Annotated in this window: 2 protein-coding genes; both read left to right on the plus strand. The window is 62.1% G+C overall.

Annotated elements, in window-relative coordinates; genetic code table 11:
- The coding region (locus ACQ4WP_RS29265; RefSeq protein WP_436526809.1) for a methyl-accepting chemotaxis protein at positions 1-481 on the plus strand (481 nt) is incomplete at its 5' end.
- 81 nt (positions 482-562) lie between these two features.
- Positions 563-1,274 (plus strand): MCP four helix bundle domain-containing protein (locus tag ACQ4WP_RS29270; RefSeq protein WP_436526811.1); only part of this gene is annotated, 712 nt, incomplete at its 3' end.

Raw genomic sequence — 1,274 nt, forward strand, 5'->3', positions numbered from 1 at the left:
GCGCGCGGGCGAGCAGGGCCGCGGCTTTGCCGTCGTGGCGTCCGAAGTGCGCAACCTGGCGCAGCGCTCGGCTTCTGCGGCAAAAGAGATCAAGACCCTGATCGGCGCGTCGGTGGAACAAGTCAACGCGGGCAGCATGCTGGTGGCGCAAGCCGGTTCGACCATGAACGATATCGTCGACAGCGTGCAGCGCGTGAGCGACATCATCACGGAAATCACGGCAGCGAGCAGCGAGCAAAGCGTGGGCATCGACGAGATCAACCGCGCCATCGGCCAGATGGATGCCGTGACGCAACAAAATGCGGCGCTGGTGGAAGAATCGGCGGCCGCCGCCGAGTCTATGCAGCACCAGGCGCACAAGCTGGCGCAAGTGGTCAGCGTGTTCAAGCTCAATGGCCAGCAGCAGGCCAAGGTCAGCGGCGCGAACGCGATGAAACGCCCGGCAGCGCCGCAAACCACCTTGCGCCTCGGCGCACGCTGAATGCCGCTGCGGCTGCCCCGTGCAGCCGCAGCCTTCTGCCCCCTTTTATATAGTCTGGTTCCGCTTTTTTAGGATATTCACATGAATTTGTTAAGAAACGTCAGTATTGGTGTGCGTCTCGGCCTGGGTTTTGCCGTCATTTTGCTGTTTTCCATGCTCATTACCGGCATCAGCGTCTGGCGTTTGCACGACGTGGCCACCGCCACGCGCACCATGATGGAGCAGCCGCTGGCGAAGGAACGCTATATTTCCGACTGGTACAGCAAGATCGACAGCGGCATCCGCCGCACCACGGCCATCGTGCGCAGCGCCGACACGTCGCTGGGACCGTATTTTGCGGAAGAAGCGAAACAGTCGTCCGTCGTCTCGGGCGAGCTGCAAAAGAAAATCGAAGCCCTGATTTCCGGCCCGCAAGAAACGGAACTGTTCCGCCAGGTCAGCGACATGCGCAAGGTGTATCTGGATGCCCGTGAGCAAGTATCGAAGCTGAAGGCGGCCGGCCAGACGGAAGAAGCGGAGAAGGCCTTCCAGGCCGTCTTCGTGCCCGGCTCAACCAAATACCAGAAAGTCATCATGAACATGCTGGAACACCAGCGCGCCAGCATCGACGCCACCGCGCGCGAGATCGATGCCGTCGCCAAGACCAGCCGTAACCTGCTGCTGGCGCTGGCCGCGTTGGCGCTGGCTTTTGGCGTCGTGTGCGCCTGGGTCTTGACGATGGGCATCGTTCGCCCCCTGCGCACGGCCGTGGAAATCGCCCGCAAGGTGGCCGATGGCGACTTGACGGCGCAGA

This window comes from Janthinobacterium lyxosi (assembly GCF_051380665.1).
Taxonomy (GTDB): Bacteria; Pseudomonadota; Gammaproteobacteria; order Burkholderiales; family Burkholderiaceae_D; genus Janthinobacterium.